Source organism: Pseudomonas aylmerensis, from assembly GCF_001702265.1.
Taxonomy (GTDB): domain Bacteria; phylum Pseudomonadota; class Gammaproteobacteria; order Pseudomonadales; family Pseudomonadaceae; genus Aquipseudomonas; species Aquipseudomonas aylmerensis.
Map to the genome: position 1 here is coordinate 25,467 of NZ_MAUE01000037.1, position 16,859 is coordinate 42,325.

Sequence of the window (16,859 nt, forward strand, 5' to 3'; positions counted from 1 at the left end):
TATGTCCAATCGTGCCTTTGTTGTTGCGCAGATCAGCGATCTGCACCTTAAAGCCGGCCAGCGCCTCACCTATGGCGTGGTCGATACCCTCGGTGCGCTGCGCCGCGCCGTCGATCATCTGAACGCCAGCCACCCACGGCCCGATATCGTGGTGGTCAGCGGTGACCTGGTGGACTTCGGCCGCGCCGATGAATACGCGGTGCTGCACCCTGAACTGGCGCGCCTGCACATGCCGGTCTACCTGGTGCCCGGCAACCACGACGCGCGCGGGCCGATGCTCGATGCGTTCGGTGATCACGCCTATTTGCCGGCCTCGGCCGAGGGGCCGCTGGACTGGGTGGTGGACGCGCATCCACTGCGCCTGATCGGCCTCGACTCGACCATTCCGGGCGGCCACGGCGGGCAGTTGCTGGACAGCCAATTGCAGTGGCTCGACGAGCAGCTGGCACTGCGCCCCGACGCGCCCACGCTGCTGATCCTGCACCACCCGCCGTTTATCAGCGGCATCGGGCATATGGACCGAGAGCCCTTCATCAACGCGGCGGCTTTGGAAGCCGTCGTGGCCCGCCATCCGCAAGTGGAGCGCCTATTGTGTGGGCACCTGCACCGGCCGATGCAGCGGCGTTTCGGCGGCAGCATGAGTTGCGTGTGTCCCGGCACTTCGCACCAGATCGTGCTGGACTTGCAAGATACCGCGCCGGCGCATTTCAACCTGGAGCCGGCGGGGTACTTGCTGCATCGCTGGGATGCGCAACAGGGGTTGATCAGCCACAACGGCGTGTTCGGGGAGTACCCGGGGCCGTACCCGTTTTATGACGCGAATGGGTTGATTGATTGAAGCATCGGGCTTTCCATGGCGGGGGCGGGCGCTGCTGCGCACCTCAGCGGTAGCAGGCTCCCTCGCCACGGTCCAGGACGGGGCTCAGGCCACGCGGTTTCTGCCTGAGCCCTTGGCCTCGTACAAGCGCATGTCCGCACGTTTGAGCAGCGCCAGGGAGTCGCGGTCCGAGGGTTCGGCCACACCGACGCCGATGCTCACCGTCACATGGCCGACTGTCGGGAACACGGCAGCTTCCACGGCCGCGCGGATTTTTTCGGCGACCACTTCGGGGCTGTCCGGCTCCTCGACTTCGGGCAGCAGCACGGCGAACTCTTCACCGCCGTAGCGCGCGACGAAGTCGGTGGCGCGGGTGGTGTTTTCGATCAGCGCCGCGAGCTGGCACAGCACGTCATCACCGATGGCGTGGCCGTAGGTGTCGTTGACGCGCTTGAAGTAGTCGGCGTCGATCAGCAGCAGCGCGAAGGTGCGCCCGGTGCGCTGGAACAGCAGGCTGTTCTCGGCCAGTTTTTCATCGAAGCGACGCCGGTTGAACACGCCGGTCAGGGCGTCGTGGGTCGCCAGTTTGAGCAGGTCGGCATTGGCCTGGGTGAGGTCGGCGGTGCGTTGGGCCACGGTGGCTTCCAGGGAGGCGTTGGCCTCTTGCAGTTCGCGTTCCTTGGAGAGCAATGATTGCGTCATGCCGGTGAGGGAGCGACCCAGTTGGGCGATTTCCAGCACGGGGTGGTCCTGAGGGAAGACCGCGCCGGGCTGGTGGTTCTGCACCTGTTTGGCCGATTTGGCCAGGCGCTCGATCGGGCGGCTGAGGGAGGAGGCCAGGAAGTAGGCGGCAAGCACAAACACGACCGCAGCCAGCAAGCCCAGCACCAGCAATTTGTAGAGCAGGGTGCGCGCCGGCTCCAGCGCTACATCCAGCGGTTGGCGCACCATGATGTACCAGGTCATTTTCGCGTTGGACGGGCTCGGCACGGCGATGGAGGCGGTGACGTAGCCATTGCCGGTCGACCAGCCGGACGCGCTGCGCAAGTTGTCTGGCGGCATTTGCTCGCCGGCCAGCAACTCCGGGTAGAGCACCTTGCCATCGAAGTCGACGATCAGCGCCTCGATCTGTGGGATCGCATCTTTTTGCATCACGGCCGAATCGACGATCTGCGTCACCCAGCGCCAGTGCGCATGAGCGCCCAGCACGCCAATGGTTTCGCCTTGTGCGTTGCGAATCGGCGCGGCAAAGTCGATAAAGCGCAACGGCTCGCCACTCGGCGAACCCGGCAACAGCTTGGCCAGCAGCACCGCCTCGTGAGGATCACCGGTGTACTCGCCGCGCATGCCGGCCTGGAACCACGGGCGCTGCTGCACCGACTGATTGACCAGCAACCCGTTGACCGCCTGGCGCACTTGCCCGTTGGCGTCGGCCACGCCCATCCACGCGTATTCGGCGCGCGACTGGGTGCGCAGCTCCATCAAGGTCAGGATGTCCGGCGCGTCCAGGTCGCCCTTGCGCATGATCGGCGCCTTGCTCAGCAGCGAGACTTCCAACTGGCGTTCACGCAATTGCACCGCCAGCAGCGCCGCCGTCGAGCGGGCCGTGCTCAACAGGGCGTTGCCGCTGGCCTGTTTCATCTGTTCGGTGGCGATATGGCCGACATAGACCCCCACGCTCAATAACGTGAGTAACGACAAACCGGCAAACCACAGGGTCAGGTGACTACGCAGACTGGCTTTGATCATGGGGGGCTTTCGTCGACTGGGCGTTATTACAGGGTAGGCGTAATACCACAGAGCGTGCCAGCACTTGGGACCACAAACGTTCAAGAAGCACGCCAGGGCGGCTCAGTAGACTCGCCTCACTTCTTCTATTGCTGGTTCCCCATGGATATTTTCCTCTACGCCTTCAGTGTCATGTACAGCCCAGGTCCGGTGAATTTCATGGGCCTGAATGCCGGGCTCACCGGCCAGTTCCGGCGCTCCACCGGGTTTTTCATCGGCGTTGGTTGCGCGATGCTGTTGTTGTTCGTGCTGTTTGGCTACACCGGCGAAGCGCTCATCTCCCCGGCGGTGCTGCCGTACATCTCGTTGATTGGCGGGGTGTACACGTTGTACCTCGCCTATCAGGTGTTCAACGCGCGCACCGAAGTTGAAGAGTCTGCAAACCCTGCGACCAGGACCCTCACGTTCTGGAATGGCCTGGTGATCCAGTTGCTCAACCCGAAGGGCATCATGGCAGTGTTGCCGATCACCAGTGTGATGTTGCCGGCGGCGCACATTACCGGGGCATCCATCGCCGGGGTCTCGGCATTACTGGCGTTCGGGGCGTTTGGTGCGCCGTGGGTGTATGCACTGCTGGGCGCGGTGCTGGGGCGGCGCATCAATGGGGCGTCGGCCTTCACGCTGTTCAATCGGAGCATGGGCGTGGCGCTGGCGGTGTGCGCGTATTTCATGTTTCACGCGTTCTATGTGCATTTGGTTTCAACGTGAGACTACATCTGGTACTGAGCCACCGCCTTCGCAGGCAAGCCAGCTCCCACATTAGGCTGTGTTGAGTCAGAGGTATTTGAGTCCGGCCAGCTCCTACATTAATCCGTGTTGAGTCAGAGGTATTTGAGTCTGTCCAGGTCGAGGCGTGGTGGCTTGTGTGCAGCCACCACACATCTGACTGGCTGAATGCGGTCAAAAATGTGGGAGCTGGCTTGCCTGCGAAAGCGGCGTGTCAGTGAATACATCTGGTGCTGACACACCGCCTTCGCAGGCAAGCCAGCTCCCACATTAGTTCGTGTTGGGTCAGATGTATTGGAGTCCGGCCAGCTCCTACACTCGGCCGTGTTGAGTCAAAGGTACTTGAGCCAAGCCAAATCCCGCCGGCGGGCTTTCAGTCTGGCGAACCAACGCACTGGCACGTACAACGCCACAGGCAGCGCTAACGCGACCAGCCAGATGGCGCCGATGCTGTCGGCGCCGAAATAGTTGCCCTGGTTGAGCCCGAACAGCGCCACACCGATGACATAGAGCATTTTCAGCACATAAAGATGTAGCAAGTAGAAGAACATCGGCGCTGCGCCGAAGGTGGCAAGCACGCCGATCCAGCGTTTTTGTCCGGCACGTTCAAACGCCAGTAACAGCAGCAACCCGAGCCCCAGGGTCAGCGCCAGAAACAATAGCGAAGGCGGGTACTTGGTGACGTTGAAAAAGCTCATCAGCGTCCGCACGCCGTCGTCATAGGCCTGCCAGGGTTTCTCGCCATAGCCATTGGCCGCGCGCGCCACTACGAATCCCAGCAACGCCGCCGCACCGCTCAGCAACAGGTAGCGCTGGCGCAGCGCCGGCTGCAGGGTATTCGCGAACCACGGGCCGAGGCCGTAGCCGAGGGCAATCACGCCGATCCACGGCAGCACCGGATACGTGATCCGCAGGCGCAACGCGTCGCCAACCTCGATCCAACCGCGCTCATGCAGAATCGCCCAGGCGTTTTGCAGCGCCGACCCCGGCGTGAAGTGCAGGCCATCGAGCAGGTTGTGCCCGGCGATGATCACCAGGGCCACCGCGATCAGCAACGGACGCGGCAGCCACACCAGTGCGGCGAGGGCGAGCATGCTCACGCCGATGGCCCAGATCACTTGCATGTAGATCACGCTGGGCGGCAGTTGGAAGGTCCACGCGAAGTTGACCAGGGTGAACTCCAGCACCACCAGGAACAGCCCGCGCTTGAACAGGAACGCCGACACATCGCGCCGGCCCTGGTACTTCTGGCCGTACAGCCACGCGGATAAACCCGTGAGCAGCACAAACACCGGCGCACACAGGTGGGCGAGGGTGCGGCTCACAAACAACGCGGGTTCGGTGCTGTCGATGTTCATCGGGTCGCTGACCTGGCGGTGCAGCAGGAAGGTTTCGCGCACGTGGTCGAGCAGCATGAACAGGATGACCAGGCCGCGCAGGGCGTCGATGGCCAGCAGGCGTGGGCGTTGGGGAACAGCGTCGGTCATGGGCGGCATCACAGGGCAAGGCGGGCGAGGAGCGTTATCCTATAACATTAATTTGCGCGTTGCCGTGCTTCGTTGTGCAGATTAGAATGCGATCAATTCTTAATTACTCCTTGGCCCCGCGCCGGTGACTCGCATGTCGTCCCCCCTCAATCTGCCTATCCAGGACCTGTACTGCGAACACCACGGATGGTTGTACCGCTGGCTCGACCGCAAGCTGGGCAACGCCAGCGACGCGGCCGACCTGGCCCACGATACCTTCATGCGCCTGCTCACCCGCCAGCCCGGCAACGGTTTTGGCAGCGAACCGCGTGCGTTGCTCACGCATATCGCCAAGGGCCTGATGATCGACAGTTGGCGCCGCCAGGAAGTCGAGCGCGCCTACCTTGAGACTATTGCCCACCTGCCCGAGCAGGAAGTGCCGTCGCCGGAAACCCGCTGGCTGATCCTCGAGGCGCTGTACCGCATCGAGGCCATGCTGCGCGACCTGCCCGACAAAACCCGCCAGGCCTTCCTGATGTCGCAGATCGACGGCTTGACCTACGCGCAGATCGCCGAGCACCTGCAGGTGTCGCTGGTGTCGGTCAAACGCTATATGCGCGATGCATTTCTCGCCTGCCTGAGCGTGGCATGAGCCCGTCGATCGACCCGCTGATCCTCGGCGAGGCCGCTGACTGGATGGTGCAGTTGCAGTCCGGCAGCGCCACCGACGAGGATCGCCGCGCCATCGCCCAATGGCAGTGCCGCAGCGCGCAGCACGCCCAGGCCTGGCAGCGGGCGGAAGCGATCCTCGGCGATTTCAACAGCGTGCCCGGCGCGATTGCCGGCGACACCCTCAAGCGCATCGGCCGCAAGAAAGCCCTGGGTCGGCGCCAGGCCCTCGGGCTGTTGTTGCTGGCGGGGCCGGCGAGCTGGCTGGCCTGGCAGCACAAGCCCTGGCAGGCCTGGACCGCCGACCAGCACACCGCCATCGGCGAGCAGCGCAACCTCACGTTACCGGATGGCACGCGCCTGCTGATCAACACCGCCAGCTCGCTGAATATCGTCTTTACCGATCAGGTGCGGCGCATCGAATTGCTGCAAGGCGAAGTGCTGATTACCACCGCCAAGGACCCGGCGCCGACGCACCGTCCGTTCAGCGTGCAGACCCGTCACGGCAGCGCGCGGGCGCTGGGGACGCATTTCAGTGTGCGGGTCGGGGAGCAGAGCAGCCGCGTGGCGGTGATCGACGGCGCAGTGGAAATGCTGCCGCTGCATGCCAGCCGGGGGCTGATCCTCAAGGCCGGCGAACAGAGCGCGTTCGGCAGTGGCAGCGTGGCGGCGGTGGCGCCGCTGGAGGTGGGCGCAGTGACCTGGGAAAACGGCATGTTGCTGGCCCAGCAGATGCGCCTGGCGGATTTGCTCGAGGAGCTGGGCCGCTACCGGCAGGGCGTGTTGCGCTGTCACGCCAGTGTGGCCGGGTTGAGCGTGTCCGGCGCGTTCCCGCTGCGCGAGACCGATGCCAGCCTGCGCCTGTTGCAGGACACGTTGCCGGTCAAGGTCAGCAGCCTGACCGGTTATTGGGTCACTGTTGAGCCACGCTGAAACTTTTTTGCCTGTTCGCTGATACCTTTTTCGTTGTCGTGCGGTGTAGGGGAGAACCCTCAACTTTGCACCGCGCCGACAGGAATGCCCATGACCTTCACATCGCACCCCATCCGCCCCTTGCAGGCCTTGAGCCTGGCCGTCGCGCTCGCGGCCATCGCACCGCTGCACAGCGCCGTGGCCGCCGAGCCGGCAAGCAGCGCGGCGCGCAGCTACAACCTCGGCGCCGGGCCGTTGGGTAATGTGCTGGCGCAGTTTGCGGCATTGTCCGGCGTGCCGTTGTCGTTCGACTCCAAGCTGCTCAATGACCAGCACAGCGCAGGCCTGCAAGGCAGTTACACCGCGCAGGCGGGCTTTATGCAGTTGCTGCAGGGCAGCGGCTATACCCTGCAGAGCACCGGCGCGAATGGCTACACCGTGGTGCCCCAGGCCAACGGCGATGCGGTGGAGCTGGGCGCTACCACCATCAGCGGCGAGGGCGGGGCACAGGCGGACACCTACGGCGGTGGCCAGGTCGCGCGTTCGGCGCGATTGGGCGTGTTGGGCAATCGTTCGATCAACGATGTGCCGTTCAGCGTGGTCAGCTACACCGCCAAGACTATCGCCGACCAGCAGGCGCGCACCGTGGGCGATGTGCTGCTCAATGATGCGTCGGTGCGCCAGTCTTCCGGGTTCGGCAACTTCTCCCAGGTGTTCACCATCCGTGGCTTGCCGTTGAACACCGATGACATTGCTTTCAATGGCCTGTACGGCGTGCTGCCGCGGCAGATCATCACCACCGAGGCGCTGGAGCGCGTCGAGCTGTTCAAGGGCCCCAACGCCTTCGTCAACGGCGTGTCGCCGGCTGGCAGCGGCATTGGCGGCAGCGTCAACCTGGTGCCCAAGCGCGCCGAAGACATCGCCACCCGCAGCGTCACCCTCGACACCACCACCGATGGCCAGGCCGGCGGCCACCTCGACGTGGGCCAGCGCTTTGGTGAAGACAACCGCTTCGGCGCGCGGGTCAACCTGGCCCGGCATGGCGGCGATACTGCCATCGAGGATGAATTCAAAAGCTCGCAACTGGTGGCCGTGGCCCTGGATTACCGGGGTGATCGCCTGCGCCTGTCCACCGACTTCGGCTACCAGAAAGAACGCATCAACAATGGCCGCTCGGTGGTGTACCCCAATGGCACCAAAGTGCCGAAGGCGCCTTCGGCCAAGGACAACTATGCGCAGGATTGGAGCTGGTCGGAGCTGGAAGACACCTACGGCATGTTCAATGCCGAGTACGACCTGACTGAAAACTGGAGCGCCTATGTCGGCGGCGGTGCCAAGCACACGCGCGAGAATGGCCAGTATTCATCGTTGTACGTGGGCAACGACGGCAGCGGCCGCGTCGGCTTCCTGTACTCACCCCATGATGAAGACAACAAGAGCGCCATGGCCGGCCTCAACGGGCATTTCAACACAGGGCCGGTGACCCATCAGGTCAATCTCGGGTTGTCTGGCATCTGGGGCGAGCAGCGTTCGGCGTTCGAGGCGATCCTGCAGGCCAACCGTCGGCCGGGCAATCTGTACAACCCGACCCAGTTGCCTCGCCCGACCGTCACTTACTTCGGCAGCGACATTCACGACCCGCGTGTCGTCGGCAAGAACCGTATCAAGAGCGCCGCCGTTTCGGACACGCTCGGCTTCATCGACGACCGCGTGCTGTTGACCGTCGGCGTGCGTCGCCAGACCATCGAAGTGGATGGCTGGAACACCACCAGCGGCGCGCGCACGGCGAACTATGGCGAGTCCATCACCACGCCGGTGTATGGGCTGGTCGTCAAGCCGTGGGAGCACGTGTCGTTGTATGCCAACCGGATCGAAGGGCTGGCCCAGGGGCCCACGGTGCCGACGGCGGTCGACATCACCAACAGCGGCGACGTGTTCCCGCCGAGTCGCAGCAAACAGACCGAGGCCGGGGTCAAGCTCGATTGGGACAACTACGGTGCGACCCTCGGCGTCTACCGCATCGAACAGCCCAACAGCGCGACCAACAACAACCCCAACAGTGTGACGCCGCAGTTCCCCAACGGCACCCGCACGTTCAATGTCGACGGCGAGCAAATCAACAAAGGCGTCGAGTTGAACGTGTTCGGCGAGCCCATCGACGGCCTGCGCCTGCTGGCGGGTGCCACGTGGATGCACACTGAATTGCAGAACACCTCCAACGGCGCCACCGATGGCAACCGCGCCGCCGGCGTGCCGCGCTTCCAGTTCAACCTGGGTGCCGACTGGGACATCCCGGGCCTCCAGGGCGCCGCCGTCAACGCACGGCTGCTGCGCACCGGCGGGGAATACGTCAACGCCACCAACACCCTGAACATCCCGGCCTGGACCCGCGTCGACCTCGGCGCCCGCTATGGCTTCAAGGCTGACGACAAGTACGTCACCCTGCGCGCCAACGTCGAGAACGTGGCGAACAAGGCGTACTGGGCTTCCGCATCGACGGCCAACAACTACCTGACCCAGGGCGAGCCGCGCACGATCAAGCTGTCGGCCACCGTGGACTTCTAAGCGCCCACTACGGTCCACTGTAGGTGCCGGCCAACCGGCGCCTACAGGAGATAGCCACCGTGAGTACGACCGAACACACGCCGCAGTCCGTCATCGATTTCTGGCAGCACGCCGGCCCCAAGCGCTGGTTCGCCAAGGATGACGGGTTTGACGCAAGCTTTCGCGACACCTTCCACGCCACCCACCTGCAAGCGGCCCGGCGTGAGCTGGAAGGCTGGCTGGACACGGCTGACGGCGCGCTGGCGCTGTTGATCCTGCTCGACCAATATCCACGCAATGCGTTTCGCGGGACCGCGCACATGTTCGCCACCGACCCGCTGGCGCGCCTGTATGCCCGGCGCATGGTCGATGCCGGCCTCGATCAGCAGGTGGACCTCGCGTTGCGTGCGTTCTGCTACCTGCCGTTTGAGCACTCGGAGGATGCGGCTGACCAGCAACGCTCTGTGGCGCTCAACGCGGCGTTGGACGCCAACACCTACCGCTGGGCCAAGGAGCACGCGCGCATCATCGAGCGCTTCGGGCGGTTTCCGCACCGCAACGACGTGTTGGCCAGGCTCACCACACCCGACGAGCGCAGCTTTCTGGAGGAGGGCGGGTTCGCCGGCTGAGCGGCTATTCCCGCGAGGAATGCCCCCATAAAAACAGCGCATTGTCTTTCTCGGCGGACATCTCGTAGCGTGGGGTTTCACCCAAGGAGACCCTGCCATGCACCAGCCCCCGTTGCGCCTCTATGTTGATTCGCTCTACACCAGCCCCTACGCGATGTCGGTGTTCGTCGCCCTGCGCGAAAAGGGCCTGGACTTCGATGTGGTGACCCTGGACTTGGACGCCGCGCAAAATCGCACCGCCGATTTCGCCCAACTGTCCCTGACCCAGCGCGTGCCCACGCTGGTGCACGGCGATTTTGCGCTGTCGGAGTCGTCAGCGATCACCGAGTACCTGGAGCACCTTTACCCGGACACGCCGGTGTACCCGGTCGAGCCAAGGCAGCGGGCACGGGCGCGTCAGGTGCAGGCGTGGCTGCGCAGCGACTTGCTGCCGATCCGCCAGGAGCGTTCGACGCTGGTGGTGTTCTGCGGGCAGACAATGCCGCCGCTGTCGCCGGCGGCCGAGGTCGCGGCAGGTACGTTGATCAGTGCGGCGCAGGCGCTGCTGGCGGGTAACCCGGAGTACCTGTTCGGCGCGTGGTCGATTGTCGATGTGGACCTTGCGGTGATGCTCAATCGCCTGATTCTCAACGGCGACAGCGTGCCCGCCGGGCTGGTTGATTACGCGCAGCGCCAGTGGGCGCGGCCGTCTGTGCAGGAATGGGTCAACCTGCCACGCCCTGCGCTTTAAGCCACCATTCATCCCCCGCCTGCGGTGGCGCCCTTGACAGGCGTCACCCGCGCGGCAAATACTCTCGCCATATTCATATATATGACTAAATAACAAAGTGAATGTGGCCCCATGAATACGCTCTCCAGTGATGCCCGTCTGCCGCTCTATCAACGCCTGCGCGACCATCTGGTCGAACAGATCGCCAACAATCGCTGGCGCCCTGGCGAAGCGATTCCCACCGAAGCGGTGCTGTCCGCCGAATACGAGATCTCCACCGGCACCGTGCGCAAGGCGGTGGATGCGCTGGTGAGCGAGGGCATCCTTGAGCGCCAGCAGGGCCGTGGCACGTTCGTACGTCGCCCGCAATTCCAGTCTTCGCTGTTTCGCTTCTTCCGTTTCCAAGGCCCCTCGGGCGAACGCCAGGTGCCCGAGAGCCGCATCCTCACGGTGGAGTCCGTGACAGCACCGTCTGCAGTCAGCGAGGTCCTCGGCCTGAAAGCCGAAGCCCAGGTGATTCGCATCGTGCGTACCCGTCTGCTGGACGTGCAGCCGTTGCTGGCGGAAGAGATCTGGCTGCCGCGCAAGCGCTTCCAGGCGTTGCTCGACATCGACTTGTCCGCCCAGGGCCCGTTGCTCTACCCGGTGTATGAAAGCGTCTGCGGACAAGTGGTGGCCTCGGCCGAGGAGACCCTTACCGCCGAGTCGGTCAACGAGGTGTACGCGCGGCTGCTGCAGGTGCCGGTCAACAGCCCGGTGGTGGTGATCGAGCGCCTGGCCCGCGATTACGCCGGGCAGCCGCTGGAGTGGCGCCGCTCGCGCGGGCACGCCGAGCACTTCCGATACCGCGTGGATATCCGCTGACGCACCACCCGTAGTTTCACGTGTTTGCCAACACTGGCCTTGCAACGGCGCGGTTCGTGCTCGGCTGCCTCGCGTTTGACCTATAAGGATAAAAATCATGTTCAGTTGGTATCGCCAAGTCACTCCTCGGGAGCGCAAAACGTTCTGGGCCTGCTTCGGCGGATGGTCCCTCGATGCATTGGAAGTGCAAATGTTCGGCCTGGCGATCCCGGCCCTGATCGCCGCGTTCGCCTTGAGCAAGGGCGATGCCGGGCTGATCAGCGGGGTCACGCTGGTTACCTCGGCCATCGGTGGCTGGGTCGGCGGCACCTTGTCCGACCGCTACGGCCGGGTGCGCACCCTGCAGTGGATGATCCTGTGGTTCTCGTTCTTCACGTTTATCTCGGCGTTTGTCACCGGCTTCCACCAGTTGCTGATCGTCAAGGCCCTGCAGGGCTTCGGCATCGGTGGTGAGTGGGCGGCGGGCGCGGTGTTGATGGCCGAGACCATCAACCCCAAGTATCGCGGCAAGGTCATGGGCACCGTGCAAAGCGCCTGGGCCGTGGGCTGGGGCGTGGCGGTCGGGGTGTTTGCGCTGATCTATTCGTTTGTGCCGCAGGACATGGCCTGGCGTGTGATGTTCGTGGTGGGCCTGCTGCCGTCGTTCCTGATCATCTGGGTGCGCCGCAATGTGGAAGAGCCCGACAGCTTCCAGCGCCTGCAAAAAGAGCAGGTCATCCCGCAGAGCTTCTTCAAGTCGCTGGCCGGGATTTTTCGCCCCGAGCTGATTCGCGTCACGCTGTTTGGCGGCCTGTTGGGCCTGGGCGCACATGGCGGTTACCACGCGGTGATGACCTGGCTGCCGACCTTCCTAAAGACCGAGCGCAACCTGTCGGTGCTCAACTCGGGTGGCTACCTGGCGGTGATCATTTTTGCGTTCTGGTGTGGCTGCGTGGTCAGTGGCTTGCTGATCGACCGCATCGGCCGGCGCAAGAACATCGTGCTGTTCGCGCTGTGCTGCGTGGTCACCGTGCAGGCCTATGTGTTCCTGCCGCTGACCAATACGCAGATGCTGTTCCTAGGCTTCCCGCTGGGCTTCTTCGCCGCCGGCATTCCGGCCAGCCTGGGGGCGTTGTTCAACGAGCTGTACCCGGCGGATGTGCGCGGTGCCGGCGTGGGCTTTTGCTACAACTTCGGGCGCGTGCTGTCGGCGGTGTTCCCGTTCCTGGTGGGGCACATGAGCGACTCGATGTCGCTGGGCTCGGCCATCGGCATTGATGCCGGGATTGCCTACGGGGTCGCCGTGATTGCCGCCCTGTGCCTGCCGGAAACCCGTGGCCGCGTGCTGGAAGCGGCGCCGGTCGACAGCGTCCCCAGCGGCCAGCGCGCGCAGGCCTGAGACCTATTTACGGATGAAAGACGACCACCATGCTCGATAACTGCTCCACGCCCATCACCGGCATCGATGCCCACGCCCATGTGTTCAGCCAGGCGCTGACCCTGGCCGGTGAGCGGCGCTATACCCCTGGGTACGACGCCACGCTGGGGGATTACCTCAGCCACCTGCACGCCAATGGTCTCAGCCACGGCGTGCTGGTACAACCGAGCTTCCTCGGCACCGACAATCAATACCTGCTCGCGGCCCTGCGGCAGGCGCCCGGTCAGTTGCGTGGGGTGGTCGTCGTAGACCCAAAAGTCGGTCGCGATACCTTGCAGGCCATGGCCCGCCTGGGCGTCGTGGGGGTGCGCTTGAACCTGGTGGGGCGTGCGCTGCCGGATTTTGCCGGGCCGGGCTGGAAAGGGTTTTTCGCGCTGATCGCCGAACTCGGCTGGCACGTGGAATTGCACCGCGAGGTGGATGACTTGCCGCAACTGGTTCGGCACTTGATTCCGTTCGGGGTCAAGCTGGTGATTGATCACTTTGGCCGGCCCGATGCCCGGCAAGGGGTTGAGCAACGCGGGTTTGCCGAGCTGCTGGAACTGGGACTCAGCGGCCACCTGTGGCTGAAAGTCTCGGGTATCTACCGCCTGGCCGGCACGCCCGAGCAGAACCTGGTGTTTGCGCGCGAGGCCATGCCGCTGCTGCTGCAAAGTTTCGGTCGGCATCGGCTGGTGTGGGGCAGTGACTGGCCGCACACCCAACATGAAGCGTCCACGGGCTATGCCAGTGTGGTTGAGCAGCGCCAGGCCTTGGGCTGTTCGGCGCAGGTCGAGCAGGCGTTGCTGGTCGATACGCCGAGCCGCTTATTCGGCTTCCACCACCCGTAGCCAGGCCTGCTCCACGCGGCGGTCGAGGTCTTCCCAATCCGCCATACCCAGCACCCGTGTGGTGTTCAAGCCGCGCAGATAGCCGCGCAGTTGCTGGGCGCTGGCGTTCACCTGCTCGGCATCGGCGGTGTCGTTCTGCAGCACGGTTTCATAGTCGACCAGGTAATCGGCGACCCGCTCGCGAAACTCCGGCAGTACGGCCTCGCGGATGCGGTCGAAGGTTTTCTGGTGGGGCTTCATGGCGTGGTCCTTATAAGTTTTATGTGCGCACTATCGGTTCAGATAATAGTCACCATCAAGCATCGCAAGTTCTGTTTTTACAGGAAAGGCGGAAAATCGCCTCATCAAGACGCTGCTCAAGGAAATGCGCGATGAGGACATTTATCCAACTGGCTTTGATGGCCCTGATGCTGGGCACTGTCGTCATGAACACGGCGGCAATCGCCGATGAACTGCCCACAGGCCATTTGCTACCTATCGTCGGTAGCGTAGACTCCCTGCAGCGTGCGCAATCGGTGGGTGTGTTGCTGAGCGACAACACCCGCGACAATCTCAGCTACCTTGAACGCTACCACGACATGGCCTTGAATGGCGCCAAGGATGCTCTCGACGGGCGTATCCGCGAGGCGTTCGTCAACAGCTCCGACCCGGAACTGGCCATCGATTGGTTGATGAGCTCGCTGCAAGGCACCTTCCTGTCGGTCACCGTGTACGACAACCTGGATGCTCTGATGCAGGCTCACCCCGATGTGGTGGTGATGCTCGACACCCACAACCAACTGCTGACCCAGCGTAACGACCAGGTCGAGGCGCGTTTTATTGCGCGGTTCTATGACACGAACCTGCAATACATCGCCAAGGCCGAAGGCTCGGTGCACAAACAGCTGCCATCGGTGTGGGTGCACGACAAGGCCGCACCGGAGATTGCTGCGCAGATCGAACAGCAGCGCGATGTACAGCTTGATGCCTTGAAGCAGTTCGATGCATCGCTCAAAGCGTTGATTCGTGCCAGTTGATGTGACCTTTTTTAGTTATTTTCAGGAATTTTTCATGCGCTCTTTTTTCGTCCCGGCCCTGGCCTTTGCTTCCCTGTTACTGGCCGGTTGTGTTTCCGCTCCGAATGCACCCACCCTGACCCTGCAAACCAGCAAGGGCCCAGAAGCCTATGTGCAGTGTGTTGTACCGAAACTTGAAAAACACGGGATCACCTCGACCGTGACGCAAAACTCGCGTCACGCCAAAGTGGTACTCACCAGCAAGATCGCCGCCGATGACGTGCTGGAAGCCTACAAATCGCAGGATGGCGGCAAAGTGTTCTTGTACGAGCGCAAGCCGCTGGCGTCGACGATCACGCCATCTCGTTTGGAGCTTGCCGCGCAGGAATGCAAGTAACTGCCGGCAGCGCATCGCCTGGTGCGGGGATGTGGACGCGCCAACCTTTGAGCGGATTGCACAACCCGGTTCCAACTTGAAATACATCCCCAATGTGGGAGCGGGCTTGCTCGCGAAAGCGGTGGTTCAGTCGATAGTTGCGGTGACTGACCCACCGCCTTCGCGGGCAAGCCCGCACACATTTTTTGATGTGTGCAGGGATCGGGGGGTGGCTGCGAGGCTGAAAGTGTTGGCCAGCCCTTGCCCACGGGGGATTGGGAGGGACCTGAGACCCCGGGTGTACGCAGATCAAATGTGGGAGCTGGCTTGCCTGCGAAAGCGGTGGATCAGCCAGCGAATGCATCAACTGACGGATCGCCTTCGCGAGCAAGCCCGCTCCCACATTTTTTTGATGTGTGCAGGGCTCGGGGTTTGGCTGCGAGGCTGAAAGTGCTGGCCAGCCCTTGCCCACAGGGGTTTGGGATGGGGCCTGAGACCCCGGGTGTACGCAGATCAAGTGTGGGAGCTGGCTTGCCTGCGAAAGCGGTGGATCAGCCAGCGAATGCATCAACTGGCACACCGCCTTCGCGGGCAAGCCCGCTCCCACATTTTTAGTCGGTGCAGGACCTAGGGCTTGGCTTCGTTGCTGAAGGTGTTGACTGTCTTGACCAACCCTTGCGCCGCCAATGCCACCAGTTCACCGCCTTTTTCCACGGTCGCCAGCGCGGGGTCGGAGCCCATGCGTCCGTCGGGGAAGCGTGCGCGGAAGTCGAGGGCTTCGCGGATCGGCCCGGTGTTGGCGATTTGCGGCGAGTAGTCGGCAGACTTGATCGATTCCGGGTACGCCCATTGCGTCACGGCAATCTCCGACGGCGTGGCATGGCTGCCATGGCCCACCGGGAATTGGCGGTGAGCCAACTCGTTGACGCCTTCCAGATCCCACCAGTTCACCAACTTCAGCGCAAACCCGGCGGGGCGACGGCCGAAGCTCGCCTCGGCGTACAGCTCGGAAAACGCCGCTTCAATCGTGGCGATATTGCCGCCATGGCCGTTGAGGAACAGGATCTTTTCGAAACCATGCCCCGCCAGCGAGCGCACCCAGTCGCCAATCGCGGCAATGAAGGTGGAAGGGCGCAGCGAAATGGTGCCGGGGAAACCCAGGTGATGCTGGGCCATGCCGATATTGAAAGTGGGGCCAATCAGGATGTCGGCGTTTTTCTGCGCCTCATGGGCGATGATTTCCGGACACATCCAGTCGGTGCCGAGCAGGCCGGTTGGGCCATGCTGTTCGTTGGAGCCGATGGGGATCACCACCGTGCGGCTGCGTTCCAGAAACTGTCCGATCTCGATCCAGGTGGATTTGTGTAGCAGCATGCGATGCTCTCTTTTATCTGTGGGACAGGCTATCCGCCACGGATTGTACGACTACTCGCCACCTGTTGGGGTTTGCAATTGAGGTACGTCGAGGACTTCAGCCAGCGCTGGTCGGGGTACCACGAAAACATGAACTGCCCATCCTTGAGCTTATCCACCACCTGGCGTGCCACCTGCGGGCGCACGGCCGGGCAACCCTGGCTGCGTCCGATACGGCCTTCGCGCTTGCTCCACAAGGGGCTGACGTAGTCGGCGGCATGAATCACCAGGGCGCGGTCGCGGGCCTGGTCGTTGAAGCCCGGCTCCAGGCCGTCCATGCGCAGCGAGTAGCCGTGGGCGCCGAGGTAGCTTTCCTGGGTTCTAAACAGGCCCAGGCTGGATTGGTGGCTGCCTTCCTGGTTGGAAAACTGGGTGGCGAAGTTTTCCCCGGACTTGGCACCGTGGGCCACCAGGTCGCGCAGTACCAGGGTCTTTTTGCGCAAGTCGAAGATCCACAGCCGACGAGCGGTCGATGGCTGCGAATAGTCAATGACGGCCAGGCGCTCTGAGCGTTCCTCGCCGTTGTTGACCGCGCACTGCACCGCGCTCAGGGCGCTTTTGAGCACAGTGGGATTGAGTTCTGGAGCCGAGCGCGCCAGGCTGCTATACAAGGAAGGAGGATTGCCATTGGCGGCGAGCGCAGTATTGCTCAACGCGGCCAGGCTTACGGCTATCAAACCGAGGCGGCAGAAAAAAGTCAGCAT

Annotated in this window: 17 protein-coding genes; 12 read left to right on the forward strand and 5 right to left on the reverse strand. The window is 63.3% G+C overall.

The window, feature by feature from the left end:
- Position 1: 1 nt before the first annotated feature.
- The gene (locus BBG20_RS23280) at positions 2-838 is read left to right on the forward strand and encodes a phosphodiesterase (RefSeq protein WP_065907591.1); all 837 of its coding nucleotides are present in this window, start codon (positions 2-4) and stop codon (positions 836-838) included.
- An 84-nt stretch (positions 839-922) separates the two neighbouring features.
- Here BBG20_RS23280 and BBG20_RS23285 read toward each other — a convergent pair whose 3' ends face one another.
- Complete coding sequence (locus tag BBG20_RS23285; protein WP_065907593.1) at positions 923-2,566, reverse strand: sensor domain-containing diguanylate cyclase; 1,644 nt, start codon at positions 2,564-2,566, stop codon at positions 923-925.
- A 141-nt stretch (positions 2,567-2,707) separates the two neighbouring features.
- Here BBG20_RS23285 and BBG20_RS23290 point away from each other — a divergent pair, with 141 nt between their 5' ends.
- Positions 2,708-3,313, forward strand: a complete 606-nt coding sequence (locus BBG20_RS23290) for a LysE family translocator (RefSeq protein WP_065907594.1) — start codon at positions 2,708-2,710, stop codon at positions 3,311-3,313.
- Between the two features lie 350 nt (positions 3,314-3,663).
- Here the strand turns inward: BBG20_RS23290 and BBG20_RS23295 are convergent, their stop codons facing one another.
- Positions 3,664-4,818 (reverse strand): DUF1624 domain-containing protein, encoded by a 1,155-nt coding sequence (locus tag BBG20_RS23295; protein ID WP_065907765.1) that lies wholly within the window; start codon positions 4,816-4,818, stop codon positions 3,664-3,666.
- Between the two features lie 133 nt (positions 4,819-4,951).
- Between BBG20_RS23295 and BBG20_RS23300 the strand changes: the two genes are divergently transcribed.
- The 8 genes from BBG20_RS23300 to BBG20_RS23335 all read left to right on the forward strand — a co-directional run bounded on the left by BBG20_RS23300 (position 4,952) and on the right by BBG20_RS23335 (position 13,371).
- Positions 4,952-5,449, forward strand: a complete 498-nt coding sequence (locus BBG20_RS23300; RefSeq protein ID WP_065907596.1) for a sigma-70 family RNA polymerase sigma factor — start codon at positions 4,952-4,954, stop codon at positions 5,447-5,449.
- A complete protein-coding gene (locus BBG20_RS23305; RefSeq protein ID WP_065907598.1) occupies positions 5,446-6,399 on the forward strand; it encodes a FecR domain-containing protein in 954 nt (317 codons plus the stop codon). The genes BBG20_RS23300 and BBG20_RS23305 overlap by 4 nt, the downstream gene beginning before the upstream one ends.
- 90 nt (positions 6,400-6,489) lie before the next feature.
- Positions 6,490-8,943, forward strand: coding sequence for a TonB-dependent receptor (locus BBG20_RS23310; RefSeq protein WP_065907599.1), 2,454 nt, complete (start codon positions 6,490-6,492; stop codon positions 8,941-8,943).
- Between the two features lie 59 nt (positions 8,944-9,002).
- Positions 9,003-9,551 (forward strand): DUF924 family protein, encoded by a 549-nt coding sequence (locus tag BBG20_RS23315; RefSeq protein ID WP_065907601.1) that lies wholly within the window; start codon positions 9,003-9,005, stop codon positions 9,549-9,551.
- Between the two features lie 97 nt (positions 9,552-9,648).
- Complete coding sequence (gene yfcF / locus BBG20_RS23320) at positions 9,649-10,281, forward strand: glutathione transferase (protein WP_065907603.1); 633 nt, start codon at positions 9,649-9,651, stop codon at positions 10,279-10,281.
- Positions 10,282-10,392: 111 nt separating this feature from the next.
- Positions 10,393-11,124: a GntR family transcriptional regulator gene (locus BBG20_RS23325; protein ID WP_065907604.1), complete on the forward strand. Its 732-nt coding sequence runs from the start codon at positions 10,393-10,395 to the stop codon at positions 11,122-11,124.
- 97 nt (positions 11,125-11,221) lie between these two features.
- Complete coding sequence (locus tag BBG20_RS23330; protein ID WP_065907606.1) at positions 11,222-12,502, forward strand: MFS transporter; 1,281 nt, start codon at positions 11,222-11,224, stop codon at positions 12,500-12,502.
- 29 nt (positions 12,503-12,531) lie between these two features.
- Positions 12,532-13,371 (forward strand): amidohydrolase family protein, encoded by an 840-nt coding sequence (locus BBG20_RS23335; RefSeq protein WP_065907608.1) that lies wholly within the window; start codon positions 12,532-12,534, stop codon positions 13,369-13,371.
- Here the strand turns inward: BBG20_RS23335 and BBG20_RS23340 are convergent.
- Complete coding sequence (locus BBG20_RS23340) at positions 13,348-13,611, reverse strand: hypothetical protein (RefSeq protein WP_065907610.1); 264 nt, start codon at positions 13,609-13,611, stop codon at positions 13,348-13,350. The two genes, BBG20_RS23335 and BBG20_RS23340, sit on opposite strands and share 24 nt — an antisense overlap.
- A gap of 131 nt (positions 13,612-13,742) precedes the next feature.
- Here BBG20_RS23340 and BBG20_RS23345 point away from each other — a divergent pair, with 131 nt between their 5' ends.
- Complete coding sequence (locus tag BBG20_RS23345) at positions 13,743-14,387, forward strand: ATPase (protein WP_065907612.1); 645 nt, start codon at positions 13,743-13,745, stop codon at positions 14,385-14,387.
- Between the two features lie 34 nt (positions 14,388-14,421).
- Positions 14,422-14,763: a hypothetical protein gene (locus BBG20_RS23350; protein ID WP_065907613.1), complete on the forward strand. Its 342-nt coding sequence runs from the start codon at positions 14,422-14,424 to the stop codon at positions 14,761-14,763.
- A 606-nt stretch (positions 14,764-15,369) separates the two neighbouring features.
- On the opposite strand, the gene BBG20_RS23355 is transcribed toward BBG20_RS23350, so the two are convergent.
- Together BBG20_RS23355 and BBG20_RS23360 are read right to left on the reverse strand one after the other, a co-directional pair.
- Positions 15,370-16,116, reverse strand: coding sequence for a creatininase family protein (locus tag BBG20_RS23355; RefSeq protein ID WP_065907618.1), 747 nt, complete (start codon positions 16,114-16,116; stop codon positions 15,370-15,372).
- Between the two features lie 29 nt (positions 16,117-16,145).
- Positions 16,146-16,859 carry a murein L,D-transpeptidase catalytic domain family protein gene (locus tag BBG20_RS23360; RefSeq protein ID WP_065907619.1) on the reverse strand — a complete coding sequence of 238 codons (714 nt, stop codon included), beginning with the start codon at positions 16,857-16,859 and terminating at the stop codon, positions 16,146-16,148.

What these genes read in the sequence shown, in the direction of transcription:
- BBG20_RS23310 (WP_065907599.1), top strand. Translation starts at nt 6,490, where the DNA reads ATGACCTTCACATCGCACCCCATCCGCCCCTTGCAGGCCTTGAGCCTG.
- BBG20_RS23290 (WP_065907594.1), top strand. Translation starts at nt 2,708, where the DNA reads ATGGATATTTTCCTCTACGCCTTCAGTGTCATGTACAGCCCAGGTCCG.
- yfcF (WP_065907603.1), top strand. Translation starts at nt 9,649, where the DNA reads ATGCACCAGCCCCCGTTGCGCCTCTATGTTGATTCGCTCTACACCAGC.
- BBG20_RS23330 (WP_065907606.1), top strand. Translation starts at nt 11,222, where the DNA reads ATGTTCAGTTGGTATCGCCAAGTCACTCCTCGGGAGCGCAAAACGTTC.
- BBG20_RS23280 (WP_065907591.1), top strand. Translation starts at nt 2, where the DNA reads ATGTCCAATCGTGCCTTTGTTGTTGCGCAGATCAGCGATCTGCACCTT.
- BBG20_RS23345 (WP_065907612.1), top strand. Translation starts at nt 13,743, where the DNA reads ATGAGGACATTTATCCAACTGGCTTTGATGGCCCTGATGCTGGGCACT.
- BBG20_RS23355 (WP_065907618.1), bottom strand. Translation starts at nt 16,116, where the DNA reads ATGCTGCTACACAAATCCACCTGGATCGAGATCGGACAGTTTCTGGAA.
- BBG20_RS23325 (WP_065907604.1), top strand. Translation starts at nt 10,393, where the DNA reads ATGAATACGCTCTCCAGTGATGCCCGTCTGCCGCTCTATCAACGCCTG.
- BBG20_RS23305 (WP_065907598.1), top strand. Translation starts at nt 5,446, where the DNA reads ATGAGCCCGTCGATCGACCCGCTGATCCTCGGCGAGGCCGCTGACTGG.
- BBG20_RS23285 (WP_065907593.1), bottom strand. Translation starts at nt 2,566, where the DNA reads ATGATCAAAGCCAGTCTGCGTAGTCACCTGACCCTGTGGTTTGCCGGT.
- BBG20_RS23340 (WP_065907610.1), bottom strand. Translation starts at nt 13,611, where the DNA reads ATGAAGCCCCACCAGAAAACCTTCGACCGCATCCGCGAGGCCGTACTG.
- BBG20_RS23350 (WP_065907613.1), top strand. Translation starts at nt 14,422, where the DNA reads ATGCGCTCTTTTTTCGTCCCGGCCCTGGCCTTTGCTTCCCTGTTACTG.
- BBG20_RS23360 (WP_065907619.1), bottom strand. Translation starts at nt 16,859, where the DNA reads ATGCTGACTTTTTTCTGCCGCCTCGGTTTGATAGCCGTAAGCCTGGCC.
- BBG20_RS23335 (WP_065907608.1), top strand. Translation starts at nt 12,532, where the DNA reads ATGCTCGATAACTGCTCCACGCCCATCACCGGCATCGATGCCCACGCC.
- BBG20_RS23295 (WP_065907765.1), bottom strand. Translation starts at nt 4,818, where the DNA reads ATGACCGACGCTGTTCCCCAACGCCCACGCCTGCTGGCCATCGACGCC.
- BBG20_RS23300 (WP_065907596.1), top strand. Translation starts at nt 4,952, where the DNA reads ATGTCGTCCCCCCTCAATCTGCCTATCCAGGACCTGTACTGCGAACAC.